This is a genomic window from Pedobacter folensis (genome assembly GCF_056490665.1).
On the sequence record NZ_JBWJIF010000002.1, the window covers coordinates 1,364,160 to 1,381,369 of the forward strand.

Genomic DNA, 17,210 nt, shown 5'->3' on the forward strand with positions numbered 1-17,210 from the left:
AGGACTATTGATCATCTTAAAGAAAAGGATATTTGCAATTCACCCCAATTTTTTGCAATTTCCCGAAATGTATCAGCCCAGAAAAAATAATTTGATCTTCAGCTTTTTCTCCTGGTACATCCGGTTTATCATCAAAAAAGATTTCTCGGCTTTTAATTACGGTGAAGTGGAAATAAAACCAGATGCTGCCATATTAATTTTAGCCAATCATTTTAGCTGGTGGGACGGGTTTTTCCTGTTTTATATCAACAAAAAAGTATTTAAGAAACAATTTCATGTGCTAGTGAACGCCGAAAATTACAATAAAGTTGGTTTTCTGAAGTATCTTGGCGCTTTTGCTGCTGAAAATAAAGGCAAAGATGTGTTAGAAACCCTTAACTATGCTGGCAAATTATTAGATAACCCCACAAACCTGGTGCTTGTATTTCCTCAGGGCAAATTATATTCGAACCACCTCAAAAATATCAGTTTCGAAAAAGGGGTAATGCAGATGATCAATGCCAGTCAGAAAAAAATCAATATCATTTTTGCGGCTACCTTTATCGATTATTTCGCGAAAAGAAAACCCTCCGCTTATACTTATCTACAGCATTGGGAGAATGAGGAGTATGTGAGCTTGCAACTGCTGAAAAGCGCCTACAATAAACATTACGATCAATCGCTTGTTAAACAAACTCAGCTTATTGAATGACCATTTTTATTTACGCCGTTTTAATTTTCCTGGTCATCAGGTTTTCGGTTACTGTTTTCAATTTCCTTTCTAATCCGAAGTTGCCAAGGGTAGTTAAACACTATCATGATCAGGTTTCGATCTTAATCCCGGCAAGAAATGAGGCAGAGAATATTTTAGCGCTGCTCGATTCCATAAAAAATCAGGATTACACCAATTATGAGGTTATTGTTTTAGATGATAACAGCGACGATAATACTTTCGAGATCGTCGAAAAATTTTGCCTTACAAATCCGCAATTTAAAGTGGTTAGCGGTGAAGCACTTCCTCAAAACTGGCTTGGTAAAAACTATGCCTGCCACCAGCTGAGCGAACTGGCAACCGGGAAATATCTTTTGTTTATCGATGCCGATGAATCAATAAAAAGAGGCTTGATCAATAGCTTGATCAACAGGATGGAAATTGGAAGTCTGACTTTATTAAGTGTTTTTACCAATCAAAGCATGAAATCGATAGGCGAGTGGTTGACTGTTCCTTTAATGCATTTTATTCTACTGAATTTATTGCCCTTACGATTGGTTAAACTCTCGAAAAATCCGGCATTTTCGGCAGCAAGCGGGCAGTGTATGTTTTTTAATGCCCGTCATTACAAAGAAAATCACTGGCATGAGCGGGTTAAACATCAGGTTGTAGAAGATGTAGAGATAATGAAACTGGTAAAACAGGAAAAATTTAACGCAGAAGCACTTTTAGCCAACGGACTGATCTATTGCAGGATGTACAAGAATTTAGGCGAAAGCCTGAACGGTTTCAGTAAAAATTTACTGGCAGGTTTTGGTAATAACATCATAATATTATTACTTTACCAGCTTTTGGTAACCATAGGGCCAGTAATTTTAATCTTAAACTTTAATGTTGCTTTACTTGTATTACCATTAACTTTAATAGTGTTAAGCAGAATGATGATCTCTTATTTATCCGGACAGCATGTTTTGATAAATCTGATTTTACATCCTTTACAGATGTTGTTCTTCTTAATTATTTCATTTATTTCTATAAAAAAACATATTTTTAAAACAGGCACATGGAAGGGCAGAACGATCAAAGCGATATAAAGGTTAAAAGGATTGCAGTAGCAATAATTATCGTTTTTCATCTGGTTGGCTTGCTTGGCTTCTTAATTCCAGCTGCACAGCCCTATTTTATTAAACTTGTTCCCTTTCATTTATTGCTCATGTTTGCCGTAATTGTTTTTTCTTACAATGCCGATGTGAAACGTTTGTTATTACTGGTTTCGGGCGTATTTCTCTGTGGTTTTCTGGTTGAGGTATTGGGGGTGCATACCGGAAAAATATTCGGTAGCTATTACTATGGCGATACACTGGGATACAAAGTTGCTGCGGTTCCTTTATTAATGGGCGTAAATTGGGTAATCCTTATTTTCAGTGTGGGGCAAATGATGAAAAGTATGAAAATCAGGAATAGCATTCTGGCTTCGGTTATTGGTGCTTTTATACTGGTAGGTTTCGATTTCTTTTTAGAGCCTGTGGCCATGAAATTTAACTACTGGCAGTGGGACTGGCACGAAATCCCTGTTCAAAATTATGTAGCCTGGTTTATTGTGTCGGTAATTTTGTTAAAGTTTTACTATGCCCTGGGGCTAAAGCAACAGAAATATATTGGCGTGACTATGTTCCTTTCACAGCTAATCTTTTTTGTTGTCTTATACATGACAACCGGAACAAATATTTTTGCTTAATTTTGTGAAGTTATTTTAATTAATTTTATATGATGGAAACACTAATCGTACAGCCTAAAAATAAAAAACAGCTTTTGGCAGTTGAGGCCGTGTTACAAGCATTAAATGTAACTTTTAAAAAAGAGAAAAGCTATAGCGTTGAATTTAGAAATGAAATAGCTAAAGGTGAAGATGATGTGAAAAATGGACATTTAACAAGGGTTAGTGATGTTCAAAATATATGGAAAAGTATTTTGTAGACATTACGGATCAAGCTAAAAAACAATTAGCTGAGATCTTTAAATCAGGAGATAAAGCTTCGATTAAAAAACTCCAGCAAATTTTTATAGAATTAAGTATTCATCCGGCATCAGGCGTAGGTAAACCTGAAAAATTAAAATTTGAATTTTCTGGCTATTGGTCAAGACAAATAAATAAAAAAGATAGGTTAGTCTATAGGATCGATGAAGAGATTATTACAGTATTTGTAATCTCGGCAAAGGGACATTATCACGATAAATAACTAATCCTGAGAAAAAATGAGCAATTTAAACTTACAGGTCAACATCGATAAATCATCAGGCTTTTGCTTTGGCGTAGTATATGCCATAGAAATGGCAGAAGATATTCTGGATAACGAAGGTTATTTATATTGCCTCGGCGATATTGTTCACAACGATGAAGAAGTAGAACGTTTAACCAATCGCGGATTAAAAATCATCGATCACGAAGTGTTGAAAAACTTAAGGGACGAAAAGGTTTTGATCAGGGCGCATGGTGAAGCACCTTCAACTTATCAGCTGGCTTTAGAAAATAACCTGACTTTAATAGATGCTTCTTGCCCTGTGGTGCTGAAATTGCAAAACAGGATTAAAAACTCGCATGATGATGATGAGCAGGTGCTTATTTTTGGGAAGCACGGGCACGCCGAGGTAATCGGATTACAAGGCCAGACAGATGGTAAAGCAATTGTTTTTCAGGATTTAGCGGAACTGGATAATGTAGAATTACCGGCTAAATTTACCTTATACAGCCAAACCACTAAAAGCACCGATAAATTCTATCACATTAAAGACGAATTATTGAGTCGTGGTTATGAAGTTAAGGCTAACGACACCATTTGCAGACAGGTGTCGAACCGTTACGAAGAGCTGGAAGATTTTGTAAGTCATTATGATAAGATCGTTTTCGTATCGGGTAAGAAATCATCAAACGGAAAAGTGCTTTACGATGTATGTAAAAAACATAATGATAATTCTTATTTCATCTCTAATGTTGAGGAGTTAAATCAAAGCTGGTTTAATGAAAATGATAAAGTTGGCATCTGCGGGGCTACTTCTACACCAATGTGGCTCATGGAGAAGGTTAAAGCCGCTTTGGAACAATACTAGATTTTTCTGATGAGTCGTCACCCTGAATTTAGTTCAGGGTCTATATAGCGAGTAAAGATGCTGAAACAAGTTCAGCATGACGAAATAAATTAAAAGAGGCATTGAAAACTATAAATCCATATATCGGAATTCTGGTTGCGTTAACCGTAATGGCCTGCTGGTTTATTTCTCTTTATTTCTTGCTTACCTGGCATTTTGCCTGGAGCAATCCCTTGGTTTATCTGATGGTTTTTGTGCAGATGCATTTGTACACCGGTTTGTTTATTACCGCTCATGATGCCATGCACGGAACCATATCGCCCCATAAAAAAGTAAATCATTTTATCGGCTATCTTTCGGTGTTTCTGTATGCAGGTTTTTTTTATAACCGTTTGTACACAAAACACCATCAGCATCACCGCCATGTACATACCCAAGAAGATCCTGATTTTGCACCACATGGTTTTTGGAAATGGTATTTCCGTTTCATGTTAAATTATGTTACGGTAATCCAGTTGGTGATTATGGCAATAGCTTACAACGTATTGAAAATCTGGGTTGATGAAAGAAATTTACTGCTGTTTTGGGTGCTTCCATCATTATTAAGCACTTTTCAATTGTTTTATTTTGGAACGTATCTTCCACATAAAGGCGAGCACGATAACGACTACCATTCTGCCACTTTGCAGAAAAACCATTTTGTAGCCTTCATTACCTGTTATTTTTTCGGTTATCATTTAGAGCATCACCAAAAACCAGCCATGCCCTGGTGGCAACTGTATAAAACTAAAAACTAAGACTCATATTCCTGCGCTGGCGACCGACTTCGCTTTTTGTGCTCGAGTGACTTAGGTGGTCATAAAACGGCAACGCACTTTGTTATGTTATTTGCTCAAACGGTCAGATGTTAACATCTGACAGCACACTGATTTGCTTTTCTAATGTTTAAGCAGAAATAATACTTTTTTTGACTAAAAAATGTCGACTGTCACATTTTAAACATAGGTAAAAAACAATAAAAAGGCGATATTTGCGCCACGAAACATATTCTTTATAAATGAGCAAAAAGGGAATTTTACTGGTAAATTTAGGAACACCTGATAGTCCGGCAACGGCTGATGTAAGAAAATATTTAGATCAATTTTTGATGGATGAACGGGTAATCGATATTCCTAAACTCAACAGAACATTATTGGTTAAAGGTATTATTGTTCCATTCCGTAGTCCTAAAACTGCTAAGCTATATAAAGAAATCTGGAATGAAAATGGTTCACCACTATTGTTTTACAGCAGGTTACAGGCTAAAATGCTTCAAGAAAGATTAGGCAGCAATTACCATGTAGAATTAGCCATGCGTTACCAAAGCCCTTCAATCGAATCGGCATTGGCAAATTTAAAGGCAGGCCTGGTTGAAAGTATACAGGTCATTCCAATGTTCCCTCAATATGCTTCTGCCAGTACCGGTTCGGTAATGCAGCTGGTGATGGAACTGGTGAGCAAGTGGCCAACGGTTCCGCCAATTTCGTTTGTTAACTCATTCCACGATAACGAATTGATGATTAAAGTTTTTGCAGAAAATGCTAAAAAGCATCATGTAGAAAGTTATGATCACGTCTTGTTCAGCTTCCATGGATTACCTGAGCGTCAACTGTTAAAATGCGATCACACCGGAAGTTACTGCTTAAAAAGCGCCGATTGCTGCCAGACATTAAACGATACCAATAAATTCTGTTATTCTGCACAAGGGCATGATACCGCAAGGTTAATCGCCAAAGAATTAAACCTATCGAAAGATCAATATACCGTTTGTTTTCAATCGCGTTTAGGTAAAGAGCCATGGGTACAGCCTTATACCACTGATGTGTTGAAGAAACTGGCTGCCGAAGGTAAAAAACGCCTTTTGGTTTTTAGTCCGGCTTTTGTGGCCGATTGCCTGGAAACACTTTACGAAATCACGGTAGAGTACCACGAAGAGTTTAAGGCTTTGGGTGGAGACCATGTTCAGTTGGTAGAAAGTTTAAATGATAGTCCGGTGTTTATTGAGGCCTTGGCCGGAATGGTTAAATAGTTTAATATGGCGGGTTTTATCATTTTAATGGGTGTTTCGGGAAGTGGTAAAACCGTCATTGGAAAAGCTTTGGCGCCAAGAATAAATGCCGAATTCATCGATGGCGATAACCTACATTCACAGCGAAATGTAGATAAAATGGCTGCGGGAATTCCATTAACAGATGCCGATCGTTTAGATTGGCTGCAGCTGATTGCGAAAGTTGGCCGCGAACATGTTGCCCATGGTACAAGCTGTATTATTGCCTGTTCTGCACTGAAAAAATCATATCGCAATCTATTAAGAAATGATAATCCGTCAATTCGGTTCGTTTATCTGCAAGGAAGTTTCGGTTTAATCCACGATCGGATTGCTAAACGTTCTCATCAATATATGCCCGCTAGTTTATTGAAAAGCCAGTTTGAAACCTTAGAAGAACCACTGGCAGATGAAGTGGATGTCGTAACGGTCTTAATCGATCAAAGCATTCCTGATATCGTTAATGAAATTGTTAAGGCTGATCTGATTTCGTAATCATCGAAATAATCTGATCGGTTGCACCTTTTTTATCCACAACATATCTTTTAGCCTGGTCGGCAGCATTTTTATTTTCAATAAAGCCTTCAAAAGCCCTGATCAACTCCTCAACAGAAGAAATACTTTCAGCCGCACCTATGGCAATTAAATCTTTCGCTTCCTGAAATTTATCGTATTTCGGTCCGAAAATTACAGGCAATCCAAATGCTGCGGCCTCTAAAGTGTTGTGTATCCCCGTCCCGAAGCCACCACCGATATAGGCTACTTTTCCATATTGGTAAAGGGAAGACAACATGCCGATGTTATCGATGATGAGCGTTTGGTGTTTGGCGTCTAGCGTCTGTTCAGACGAACTAAAAACTGAAAACCGTAAACTGTTAATTGAAAACTGTTTCTCGATACTCTCAATATGGCTTTCATGGATCTCGTGTGGGGCAATGATAAACTTCCAGTTGGGGTATTTTTCAGGCAAAGCCGATAATATTTTTTCATCTTCAGGCCAGGTACTTCCGCAAATTAAAGTAGGGGAGTTGCCAATAAAACTTTCGATCAGGCTAAGCTGTTTGGGCGATTGGGCATTTTCATAAACACGATCGAAACGGGTATCGCCGTTTATCGTTACATTATTTAATCCGATTGATTTTAAAAGATTTTCGCTTTCTTTATTTTGTACGAAAAAGTAAGTAACAGATTTTAAAATATTGCGGTAAAAGCCACCATACCATTTAAAAAAAGCCTGGTTTTCTCTGAAAATTCCAGAAATCACATATAAAGGTATATGCCGATCCTTCAATTCTTTAAAATAAAAATGCCAAAATTCGTATTTGGTAAAAATGGCCATTTCGGGATTAATACTTGCTATAAACCGTTTGGCATTGGCCGCTGTATCAATCGGAAGGTAAAATACATCTGCCAGGGCATAATTTTTTCTGATCTCATATCCCGAAGGAGAGAAAAAAGTAACTACAATTTTCTTTGCCGGATAAAGGTTTTTTAGTTTTTCTAAAACCGGCCGGCCTTGCTCAAATTCGCCCAAAGAGGCAAAATGAAACCATATGTGTTTTTCATTCGGATTAATTTTCTGGGCAATTTGTGTATAGGTATTTTTACGGCCGTTTATAAACAGTTTAGCCTTAGGATTGAATAATGAAAATATCCTGATGAGAAAAATGTAAAGCCGAATTCCGATTATGTAAAGCAAAAGCATTAGTGTAATTTCATATCTTCGTGCCAAGATAAAACGAATATATTTAAAAAGCTTAAAAATATATGGAGACCTCACGATTGGCCTATCATTCAGTATAATAAAAAGACAAGCCATCATGCTCCATAGCAGCTAAAAATAAAGCTAAAAGTAAATTATAACAGATGAAGATAGCCGTTATTGGTACCGGATACGTAGGTTTAGTTACCGGAACCTGTTTAGCAGAAACAGGAAATGATGTAATATGTGTAGACATTAATGAAGCGAAGGTAAAAAAAATGCAGGCTGGCGAAGTGCCGATTTACGAGCCTGGTTTAGATCTTTTGTTCCATAGAAATATAGAACAGGAAAGGTTAACTTTTACCACAAATCTGGCAGATGCCGTAAAAGATGCGCAAATTATTTTTATGGCTTTGCCAACGCCTCCTGGTGGAGATGGTGCTGCCGATCTTTCTTATATTTTAGGTGCTGCAAAAGATATTTCCAAACTGATTACCGAATATAAGGTGATCGTAAATAAATCAACTGTTCCGGTTGGAACGGCCGATAAGGTAAAGGCTGTTTTTGCCGAAAATACCTCAATTGAAGTGGATGTAGTTTCGAACCCGGAGTTTTTAAGAGAAGGGGTGGCTGTTGATGACTTTATGAAACCTGACCGCGTTGTGTTAGGAACTAAAAGTGAAAAAGCGAAGAAGTTAATGACTGAATTATATGGTCCTTACGTACGTCAGGGGAATCCAATTCTTTTTATGGATGAGCGTTCTTCTGAACTGACCAAATATGCAGCAAACTCTTTCCTTGCCACCAAAATTACCTTCATGAATGAGGTTGCCAACCTTTGCGAACTGGTAGGTGCTGATGTTGATTCGGTAAGAAGAGGCATAGGTTCTGACGACCGTATCGGTAAACGTTTCCTTTTTCCGGGCGTAGGTTACGGCGGTTCATGTTTTCCAAAAGATGTTCAGGCTTTGGTAAAATCATCTGATGATTATGCTTACGATTTTCAGATCCTGAAATCGGTAATGGAGGTTAACGAAAGACAAAAAACCATCCTTGTTGATAAGGTATTGAAATATTATAAAGGTGATATAAAAGGCAAACATTTTGCACTTTGGGGTTTGGCTTTTAAACCAGAAACCGACGATATCCGTGAGGCACCGGCCTTATATATTATCAATGCATTGGTTAAGAATGGTGCTACCGTTACCGTATTCGATCCGGAAGCGATGACCAATGTTAAAAATGTTATTGGAGATCAGGTAAATTACGCTAAAAACCAGTACGAAGCTTTGGAAGGTGCTGATGCACTGTTAATTGCGACGGAATGGTCGGTTTTCCGTAATCCTGATTTTGAAAAAATTGATAACATTTTAAAAAATAAAGTGGTTTTCGACGGTCGAAATTTGTACGATTTGCAAAAAATGATCGATCTTGGCTATTATTATAACAGCATAGGTAGAAAACTATTAACCCCCTAGCCCCCTGAAGGGGAGACTAAGCACAATGCGCAGTTTAAGGGCGTTTTTAAAAAAAAGAATATGAACGAAAGAAAGGAAAAGTCCCCTTCAGGGGATTTAGGGGCGAAAAAGAGAATATTGATTACAGGTGCAGCCGGATTTTTAGGCTCACACCTTTGTGATCGTTTTGTGAAAGAGGGCTATCACGTTATCGGAATGGATAATCTGATTACGGGTGATATGGCAAATATCGAACACTTGTTCAAGCTGGAGAATTTTGAGTTTTACAATCACGATGTTTCCAAATTTGTGCATATTCCAGGCAAACTTCATTACATTTTACACTTTGCTTCACCTGCAAGTCCGATCGATTACCTTAAAATCCCGATCCAGACACTTAAAGTAGGTTCATTAGGTACGCATAATCTTTTGGGGCTTGCCCGTAATAAAAATGCGAGGATGCTGATTGCATCAACCTCTGAAGTTTATGGCGACCCAAATGTAAATCCTCAGCCTGAGGAATATTGGGGCAATGTAAATCCGGTTGGTCCGCGTGGGGTTTACGACGAGGCCAAACGTTTTCAGGAAGCCATTACCATGGCCTACCATACTTTCCATGGCGTAGAAACCCGGATTGTTAGGATTTTTAATACCTATGGGCCGCGAATGCGCCTGAATGACGGCCGTGTTTTACCTGCTTTTATCGGACAGGCTTTAAGAGGCGAAGATTTAACTATATTTGGTGACGGAAGTCAGACACGTTCTTTCTGTTATGTTGATGACCTGATAGAAGGGATTTACCGTTTATTGATGAGCGATTATGCGCAGCCGGTAAACATTGGTAACCCGGATGAAATCACCATCAAACAGTTCTGTGAGGAAATTATCAAGCTTACAGGTACCACACAGAAAATCGTTTATAAAGAACTTCCGCAGGATGATCCTAAACAGCGCAGGCCGGATATAACCAAAGCGAGAACGATACTGGGATGGGAGCCAAAAGTAGGTCGTGCCGAAGGATTGAAAATTACATACGAATATTTTAAATCATTGCCTGCAGAGGCTTTGGAAAAGATAGATCATAAAGATTTTACCACATTTAACCGTTAAAATGGCAAAAATATTAGTTACCGGTGGAACAGGATACATTGGTTCGCACACCGCAGTAGAATTACACAACGCAGGTTACGAAGTTGTGATTGTAGATAACCTTTCTAACTCGAATATCAAAATTTTAACCCAGCTTCATGCCATCACTGGCAAATGGTTCGATTTTCATGAAATCGATCTGCAGGATGACAGAGCGGTTCAGGAATTTGCAGAAAACCATACCGATATTGATGGAATTATCCATTTTGCAGCATCAAAAGCTGTAGGTGAATCGGTAGAACAACCCTTAAAGTATTATAAAAACAATTTTTACGGTTTAATTAACCTGTTAACCTCGTTTAACAGAAAGATAAATTTTGTATTTTCTTCATCTTGTACCGTTTATGGACAGCCAGAGACGTTACCGGTAACTGAGGCGGCACCAGTACAGAAGGCTGAATCTCCTTATGGAAATACCAAGCAGATTGCTGAAGAAATATTAGCAGAAACAGCAGCCGTAACACCAGCGTTAAATATTATCGCTTTGCGTTATTTTAACCCGGTTGGTGCACACGAAACTGCTTTGATTGGCGAGTTGCCAAATGGTGTGCCTGCAAACCTTGTTCCTTTCATTACGCAATCGGCTATTGGTAAACGTGGTCCGATTACCGTTTACGGTGATGATTACGATACCCCTGATGGTTCTGCTATCCGCGATTATATCCATGTGGTTGATCTGGCAAAAGCACACGTTGCTGCCATAAAAAAATTAGAAGAAGGAAACCCTAACGGTAATTACGATGTTTTCAATATCGGTACAGGTAAAGGTTCTTCTGTTTTAGAAATTATTGCAGCTTTCGAAAAAGTGAACGGAGAAAAGCTTGATTATAAAATCGGACCAAGAAGAGCAGGGGATATTGTTCAGATTTATGGCGATGTTCAAAAATCGAATAACGAACTGGGCTGGAAAGCTAATCTTGATATCAATGAGATGATGCGTTCTGCCTGGGAGTGGGAAAAATACATTAAGGCTAACCCTTTTTAAATGAAATTATCGGAGCACAAAGATTTAAAAACTGCCATAACAGAATTGCCTGTTAAAGAAAAAGACAAGCTATTGCTGCGTTTGGTGGCTAAAGATAAAGTGCTTACCGAACATCTTCATTACAAATTATTAGAAGATGCAAGCGATTTAGATGATCGGAAAGAAAGGATTAAAGCTGATGTGGAAGAACAGGTGCTGGAACTGAAAAAACTAAATGCTAAAGAAGCTTTGGTAAAAGTTCGGAAGATGATCACCTCGGTTAACCATTTTTATAAAGTAACAAAAGATCCGGTTGGTGAGGTAGAACTAAAATTATTTATCCTCAATGCCATCCCTTTTGATTATAAGAAATCAATTTTTGGTTACCGCGATTTTATGATGCTTTTTAGTATTTTTTACTTAAAAACTGTCGCGGTAACCTTAAATAAATTCAAAAAACTACACGAAGACCTGCAGTTCGATTTAAGCGAAGACTTAAATAATTTGTTAGCTAAAATCTATTCTTCTAAATTAGCAGGCGCAGCAGAGGCAAGCAATTTGCCCAAAGAGATCAGTTAAAGTTATGACCTACCATTATGTTCGGATTATTTAAAAAGAAAAAAATAGCACCCGAATTTAATTTCTCCGGTATCGGAACAGATATGCACTCGCACATTATTCCGGGGATTGATGATGGTGCACAAACGCTTAAAGATTCTTTCCTTTTGGCCAAAAAATTTAAAGCTTTAGGTTATAAGAAACTGATTGCCACACCACACATCATGGCCGATTATTTTCGAAACACACCCGATACCATTAATCGTGGCCTGGATACCTTGCGAAAAGGCTTACAGGAAATTGAGCTGGATCTTGAAGTTGATGCCGCTGCCGAATATTACCTGGATGAAACCTTAGAGAAAAAAATCAGGCAAAAAGAGGTGTTAACTTTTGGAAATAATTATCTTTTGTTTGAATTATCTTATATCAATGCACCTCAGAACCTGATCGATTTTATTAAGATGATGCAGGATGCCGGATATAAGCCTGTTCTGGCCCACCCTGAACGGTACCCCTATTACTATAACGCTTTCGAAAGCTATCATCAGATTAGAGAAACCGGTTGCCTGTTGCAAATGAACGGTATTGCTTTAACCGGTTATTATGGTGCTGGGGCAAAAAAAGTAGCCGGAGAAATGGTGGAAAACCATATGGTCGATTTTGTAGGTAGTGATATGCACCATTTAAAACATGCTGCAGCACTCGAAGATAGCCTTAACACATCATTAATGCAACAATTGCTTACCCAATCGCAATTGAATAACGCACTGCTTTAGGTTCATTGGTTCATAAGTCATTCGTTCATTGGTTTACAAGCAGCCAATTGTAGGTCTCGTCATCCTGAACTTGTTTCAGGATCTATAGTGGAGTAATCCAGTATAGACTAACCGCTAACTTTTATAGGTAATCGATCAAACAATGATCAATTAAGCCCTTTAAGCCATCAACCATGAACTAACAAACCATCAACCAAATGAACAATTGACTCTTTAGACCATTAAAACTAATGAACCATTGACCAATGAACTAGTGAACCAACTCTATTCATATCTCAATGCCTCTACAGGATCTAGCTTTGATGCTTTTTTAGCAGGATAATATCCCGACAGAATTCCTACAAATACGCATAATACAAAACCGCCGATAATAAATAGCCATGGGATTAAGAAGGCACCGCCCATCGCGAGGGAAATCAGGTTGCCTAAAACTATTCCCAGAAAAATACCCAGGGCTCCACCCATTAAACAGATTACGACCGCTTCAATTAAAAACTGGCGACGAATTACCTTTGGGTTTGCGCCGATTGCTTTACGGATACCAATTTCGCGTGTACGTTCGGTAACGGAAACCAGCATGATATTCATTAAGCCGATGGAGGCGCCAATTAGCGTAATAATTCCAATAGCAACCCCACCAATAGCCACAAAGGCCAGATTTTCGAATAATGTTTGCGCAATGGCATCACTCTTGGTAATCTCGAAATTATTGGTTTCGTTCACCTTTACCTTGCGGATATTTCTGAATAGCGCAGTAGATTCGCCAATAATGTTTTCCTGCATCTCGTTGCTGGGCACCATTACGGTGATGGTGTAAGATGGATTGGCATTGGCGTTAATTTGCTTGGCTTTTAACAAAGGTACGTAAACCGCCCTATCGCCGCTAAAGCCCATGCTCGAGCCTTTTTTCTCTAATATACCAACAATTTTAAAACGGTTATTGCCTACATTAATCAGTTTATCCAGGGGATCTGAATCTTTGAACAGTTTTTCAACCACTTCACCCCCAACAATACAAACGTTGCTTCCGAGTTGTATTTCGGAAACACTAAAATTTCTTCCTTGTGATAAATTTAAACCTTGCGAGGCTAAACCGTTTTCATCTATACCCTGAACGTTAATGTTTGGATTTGTTTTTAAACTGCCGTATTTGATGGTAGAACCTCCACTGGCAAATACACTTACGGCAACGGTTGCAGGGGTATTCAGGCTATCTTTAAACTTAACGGCATCTTCATAGCGGATGGCTTTAAAAGGTTTTGGCCGTTTACCATTTCCAATTCTAATCCCTGTGCCGCGGTTTCTGATGGTAAAAGAGTTGGCGCCCATACTACTAAAAGCATCGGTCATACTTTTCTTTACAGCATCAAGAGTGGTTAAAATCCCAACCAAAGCCATTAAACCTATGGCAATAATTAAGGCGGTAAGCATAGTACGCAAGCGGTTCGCTTTAATAGATTCTAATGCCAGTCTGATGTTTTCTCTGTAATTCATTTATTGTAAGTATCAAGTATCGGATCAAGTATTGAGTATCAAGTATTAAGATGGATTAACCTTATACCCTATACCTTTTGCCTTCAACCTCTATGGGTAAAAATAAAAAAAGTCCCGATGTTTAGACAAGGGGACTGCACTATATGTTACAATAATATTTTATTTATGCCGAGAAACTCGTGCCACAGCCACAAGTGCTGGTTGCATTAGGGTTAACGAAAGTAAAACCACGAGAATTTAATCCATCCTGCCAGTCGATCATCATGCCCATTAAATACATCTGGTGTGCTTTGTTCATGAAAACCTTAATGCCATCAATAAAAAATTCCTGATCGCCATCTTTTTTCTGATCAAAACCTAAAACGTAATTCATGCCAGCACAGCCGCCACCCTCTACGCCAACGCGTAATCCGTAATCTTCACTAATCTCCTGCTGATCCCTTAATTTATATAACTCTTTGGCTGCTCCTTCTGAAAAAGTAACGGGTGCAAATGCTGTATCAACTGTTGTGCTCATGTTATTTAAATTTTATCTGTTACAAATATAAATAATAATGCACATTTTTGCTTTTAACGGTCTGTTAATATTACCGTAATTAAACAATACTTATGAATACCCAACAAATTTTAGTTGATATAGTTGTCTTATTTGCAGGCATTTTCGCTGCGCTAATCGCCCTTTATTACATTTTAAGGAACGATATCCAGCGTTTCTTTGACTTAAAAACCATCGAGCTGAACAAAGAAAGCCGGGCGCATATTTTGCCCTTACGTTTACAGGCACACGAACGTTTAATCATATTTATCGACCGGATTAACCCTGCTAATTTGCTTGTTCGCCTACACCAGCAAGGAATTGCCATTGCTACTTTACAAGCTGGTATCTTAAATGAAATTCGCTCGGAGTATCAGCATAATATTACCCAGCAGTTGTATGTAGATAGCGTAACCTGGACTGTGGTGCGAAAATTAAAGGACGATACCATTGCCATGATTAATAATGCCGTACAAGGTTTACCTGCCGATGCAAATGGGATTGAACTCAGCAAGGCAATTTTACAGCACATGGCCAGTATAGATGAAAACCCTTACGATTTAACCATCGAGTTGATTAAAAAAGACATTCATAAGCTGTTTTAAGGAAGGTTAACTGGTTAATTGTTTAAATTGGTTAGCTGCGAATCCTTGGAATTCGAACAATAATTTTTCGTTAGGCTGTTAACCAATTAACCAGTTTCAACAGTTACGCAACTTGCTGTACTAATGAACCAATGACTATTGAACCAATGAACTAACCTATTATGAGCGAAAAAAAGCACACCACCACCTCAGGCATTGAAATCAAAGCGCTGTACACCAAAGCGAAGCCGATGGAAGAGCTGCCGGGCGAATTTCCCTTTACCAGGGGGATTCAGAAGGATATGTACCGGGGCCGTTTATGGACAATGCGGCAGTATGCTGGTTTTTCGACCGCTGAAGAATCAAACAAGCGTTACCATTATTTATTGGCTCAGGGAACAACGGGCTTATCTGTTGCTTTTGATCTTCCAACGCAAATTGGTTACGATTCTGATCATGAAATGGCCGATGGAGAGGTGGGTAAGGTGGGCGTGGCTATCGACTCGTTAAAGGATATTGAAATTCTATTTGATGGTATTCAGCTGAAAGACATCACCACTTCGATGACGATCAACGCAACAGCTTCAATTTTGTTGGCCATGTATATTGCGCTGGCCAAAAAACAAGGTGCAGATTTAAAACAGATTTCAGGTACGATACAGAACGACATCTTAAAAGAATATGCGGCAAGGGGAACTTATATTTATCCGCCAAAACAATCAATGCGTTTAATTACCGATATTTTTGAGTTCTGCAGCAAAGAAGTACCGAAGTGGAATACCATTTCTATATCCGGCTACCACATTCGCGAGGCCGGATCTACCGCGGTACAAGAACTTGCTTTTACATTGGCAAACGGTAAAACCTATTTAAAAGCAGCGCTGGATAAAGGTTTAGATATTAATGTATTTGCGAAACGTTTGTCGTTCTTCTTCAATTGCCACAATAATTTCTTTGAAGAAATAGCGAAATTTAGGGCCGCAAGGCGCATGTGGGCCAAAATTACCAAAGATTTGGGTGCCACAGACGAAAAAGCACAGATGCTCAGATTTCATACCCAAACCGGAGGTTCAACCTTAACTGCACAACAGCCGTTAAACAATGTAATCAGGGTAAGCAATCAGGCTATGGCTGCCGTTCTTGGCGGAACTCAATCCCTGCATACCAATGGTTACGATGAAGCGCTTTCACTTCCAACCGAATCGGCAGCAAAAATTGCTTTACGTACCCAGCAGATTATTGCCTTCGAGAGCGGTGTTACCGATACCGTAGACCCATTGGCCGGATCATTCTTTGTAGAAAACCTAACCGATGAAGTAGAAGCCGCTGCCTGGGCTTATATCGATCGGATAGACGCTATGGGTGGCTCGGTTAATGCCATCGAAAGCGACTACATGCAAAATGAGATTGCCGGTGCATCTTATCAGTATCAAAAAGAAATCGAAAGCGGCGAAAGGATCTCGGTAGGGGTAAATAAGTTTACCCAGGAGGAAGAAGGTTTGACCGAAGTTTTTAATATTGATGATTCTATCCGTAAGCTGCAATCTGAAAAACTGGAAATTTTAAAAACCACCCGTGATAATGATGCCGTAGAAAAAGCATTGCAAAGTTTGCATGAAGCGGCCAAAGGCGAAACTAACTTAATGCCATTGATTATAGATGCGGTTGAAAAGTATGCTACACTAGGCGAAATTGCAGATATTTTTAGGGGTACTTTTGGCGTTTACTAACAAAGCTTCGGCAACCTGATTGGTGTTTCATTTCAGGTCAAAATTAAAGGCATGCTGCTTTTGATGAAGGGGTAATAAAATGAACAAATATCTTATTCACTGATCTCAAATTTAAGGAGTTGAATTGTCGTAAAATTCATACAAAAATAAGGCATAATGAAATAATCTAAAATCGATTTGAACGATTGGCTTAAATTAATATTAATTTATTTATCTTATGGCTTTGATTTTCAGTTAATTCGAATAATAAAAAGACTAAAACGCTTAACCAGTGCCTAAAATGGCTTAGATTTTGCTTTTTCAACAGCGATTCGAAGTGATGAGGGTATATTGATGTTAAATAATGGTTAATGTGGATAACCAGTGTTAATAAATAGTTATCAACATAAAAAATTGA

The 17,210-nt window shown here is 38.6% G+C and carries 19 protein-coding genes; 16 read left to right on the plus strand and 3 right to left on the minus strand.

From position 1 onward, the window contains the following. Nucleotides 1-67: 67 nt before the first annotated feature. The 9 genes from AC04QZ_RS14475 to AC04QZ_RS14515 all read left to right on the plus strand — a co-directional run bounded on the left by AC04QZ_RS14475 (nucleotide 68) and on the right by AC04QZ_RS14515 (nucleotide 6,359). The gene (locus tag AC04QZ_RS14475) at nucleotides 68-691 is read left to right on the plus strand and encodes a 1-acyl-sn-glycerol-3-phosphate acyltransferase (RefSeq protein ID WP_478358324.1); all 624 of its coding nucleotides are present in this window, start codon (nucleotides 68-70) and stop codon (nucleotides 689-691) included. Beyond that, complete coding sequence (locus AC04QZ_RS14480; RefSeq protein WP_478358325.1) at nucleotides 688-1,785, plus strand: glycosyltransferase family 2 protein; 1,098 nt, start codon at nucleotides 688-690, stop codon at nucleotides 1,783-1,785. Before AC04QZ_RS14475 ends, AC04QZ_RS14480 begins: the two co-directional genes overlap by 4 nt. Further along, nucleotides 1,755-2,429 (plus strand): carotenoid biosynthesis protein, encoded by a 675-nt coding sequence (locus AC04QZ_RS14485; RefSeq protein WP_086549189.1) that lies wholly within the window; start codon nucleotides 1,755-1,757, stop codon nucleotides 2,427-2,429. The genes AC04QZ_RS14480 and AC04QZ_RS14485 overlap by 31 nt, the downstream gene beginning before the upstream one ends. A 29-nt stretch (nucleotides 2,430-2,458) precedes the next feature. After that, nucleotides 2,459-2,668 (plus strand): DUF2683 family protein, encoded by a 210-nt coding sequence (locus tag AC04QZ_RS14490; RefSeq protein WP_478358326.1) that lies wholly within the window; start codon nucleotides 2,459-2,461, stop codon nucleotides 2,666-2,668. Further along, nucleotides 2,650-2,931: a Txe/YoeB family addiction module toxin gene (locus AC04QZ_RS14495; protein WP_086549191.1), complete on the plus strand. Its 282-nt coding sequence runs from the start codon at nucleotides 2,650-2,652 to the stop codon at nucleotides 2,929-2,931. The genes AC04QZ_RS14490 and AC04QZ_RS14495 overlap by 19 nt, the downstream gene beginning before the upstream one ends. 16 nt (nucleotides 2,932-2,947) lie before the next feature. After that, a complete protein-coding gene (locus tag AC04QZ_RS14500) occupies nucleotides 2,948-3,799 on the plus strand; it encodes a 4-hydroxy-3-methylbut-2-enyl diphosphate reductase (RefSeq protein WP_478358327.1) in 852 nt (283 codons plus the stop codon). A 101-nt stretch (nucleotides 3,800-3,900) separates the two neighbouring features. Further along, nucleotides 3,901-4,575: a fatty acid desaturase gene (locus tag AC04QZ_RS14505; RefSeq protein ID WP_478358328.1), complete on the plus strand. Its 675-nt coding sequence runs from the start codon at nucleotides 3,901-3,903 to the stop codon at nucleotides 4,573-4,575. Between the two features lie 260 nt (nucleotides 4,576-4,835). Continuing rightward, nucleotides 4,836-5,846: a ferrochelatase gene (gene hemH / locus AC04QZ_RS14510; RefSeq protein WP_478358329.1), complete on the plus strand. Its 1,011-nt coding sequence runs from the start codon at nucleotides 4,836-4,838 to the stop codon at nucleotides 5,844-5,846. 6 nt (nucleotides 5,847-5,852) lie between these two features. Next, entirely contained in the window at nucleotides 5,853-6,359 is a 507-nt protein-coding gene (locus tag AC04QZ_RS14515) for a gluconokinase (RefSeq protein WP_478358330.1), read from the plus strand. Here the strand turns inward: AC04QZ_RS14515 and AC04QZ_RS14520 are convergent. Then, complete coding sequence (locus tag AC04QZ_RS14520) at nucleotides 6,337-7,569, minus strand: 3-deoxy-D-manno-octulosonic acid transferase (protein ID WP_478358331.1); 1,233 nt, start codon at nucleotides 7,567-7,569, stop codon at nucleotides 6,337-6,339. The two genes, AC04QZ_RS14515 and AC04QZ_RS14520, sit on opposite strands and share 23 nt — an antisense overlap. 161 nt (nucleotides 7,570-7,730) lie before the next feature. On the opposite strand from AC04QZ_RS14520, the gene AC04QZ_RS14525 reads away from it, so the two are divergent. From AC04QZ_RS14525 to AC04QZ_RS14545, 5 genes are read left to right on the plus strand one after another with little or no spacing between them, the layout of a single operon-like run. Continuing rightward, the gene (locus AC04QZ_RS14525; protein WP_478358332.1) at nucleotides 7,731-9,044 is read left to right on the plus strand and encodes a UDP-glucose dehydrogenase family protein; all 1,314 of its coding nucleotides are present in this window, start codon (nucleotides 7,731-7,733) and stop codon (nucleotides 9,042-9,044) included. Nucleotides 9,045-9,104: 60 nt separating this feature from the next. Beyond that, entirely contained in the window at nucleotides 9,105-10,133 is a 1,029-nt protein-coding gene (locus AC04QZ_RS14530) for a UDP-glucuronic acid decarboxylase family protein (protein ID WP_478358333.1), read from the plus strand. A gap of 1 nt (nucleotide 10,134) precedes the next feature. After that, a complete protein-coding gene (gene galE, locus AC04QZ_RS14535) occupies nucleotides 10,135-11,157 on the plus strand; it encodes a UDP-glucose 4-epimerase GalE (RefSeq protein WP_086549199.1) in 1,023 nt (340 codons plus the stop codon). Next, nucleotides 11,158-11,715, plus strand: a complete 558-nt coding sequence (locus AC04QZ_RS14540) for a hypothetical protein (RefSeq protein ID WP_478358334.1) — start codon at nucleotides 11,158-11,160, stop codon at nucleotides 11,713-11,715. Between the two features lie 17 nt (nucleotides 11,716-11,732). Next, a complete protein-coding gene (locus tag AC04QZ_RS14545) occupies nucleotides 11,733-12,470 on the plus strand; it encodes a tyrosine-protein phosphatase (RefSeq protein ID WP_478358335.1) in 738 nt (245 codons plus the stop codon). Between the two features lie 264 nt (nucleotides 12,471-12,734). Here AC04QZ_RS14545 and AC04QZ_RS14550 read toward each other — a convergent pair whose 3' ends face one another. Then, a complete protein-coding gene (locus AC04QZ_RS14550) occupies nucleotides 12,735-13,964 on the minus strand; it encodes an ABC transporter permease (RefSeq protein WP_167296587.1) in 1,230 nt (409 codons plus the stop codon). Between the two features lie 163 nt (nucleotides 13,965-14,127). Continuing rightward, the gene (locus AC04QZ_RS14555) at nucleotides 14,128-14,481 is read right to left on the minus strand and encodes a HesB/IscA family protein (protein WP_086549203.1); all 354 of its coding nucleotides are present in this window, start codon (nucleotides 14,479-14,481) and stop codon (nucleotides 14,128-14,130) included. Between the two features lie 92 nt (nucleotides 14,482-14,573). Between AC04QZ_RS14555 and AC04QZ_RS14560 the strand changes: the two genes are divergently transcribed. Continuing rightward, nucleotides 14,574-15,104 (plus strand): DUF7935 family protein, encoded by a 531-nt coding sequence (locus AC04QZ_RS14560; RefSeq protein WP_478358336.1) that lies wholly within the window; start codon nucleotides 14,574-14,576, stop codon nucleotides 15,102-15,104. Nucleotides 15,105-15,265: 161 nt separating this feature from the next. Continuing rightward, complete coding sequence (locus AC04QZ_RS14565; RefSeq protein ID WP_478358337.1) at nucleotides 15,266-16,813, plus strand: acyl-CoA mutase large subunit family protein; 1,548 nt, start codon at nucleotides 15,266-15,268, stop codon at nucleotides 16,811-16,813. Nucleotides 16,814-17,210: the final 397 nt, after the last annotated feature.